We start from the raw sequence: 311 nt of genomic DNA on the forward strand, positions 1-311 counted from the left end.
CATGAATTTAAAAAGGAGTTAATAGCACAGCGCAGGAAAGAACTGGATGTAAAAACTGAGCGTTATATCAATTTTTTTATCCAGCTCCCGGATGATGTTGCAGAAGCATAAGTTTGCCTCTTTTCAGCATGATAGCCACGATTATATTGAGTACATCCGGTTGCATGAAATTATTTCGGTCACCGCCGAAAATATCATTCGAATCCATGCTTTTGATGCATTTTCGTCCGTCGGTCAGGCTATCACAATGGGTACAGCTGAACGCGTCGAGAAGAAACCCATCCATGATAAGGCTCAAGAAGCTTTACAGA

The 311-nt window shown here is 41.5% G+C and carries 1 pseudogene; it reads left to right on the top strand.

The annotated features are described in order from the left end of the window. Positions 1-91: 91 nt before the first annotated feature. Positions 92-311: pseudogene (locus tag AC2FC2_RS27050) on the top strand (hypothetical protein); the annotation flags it as partial.

Source organism: Serratia sp. CoH_122_TC_1 (assembly GCF_058191755.1).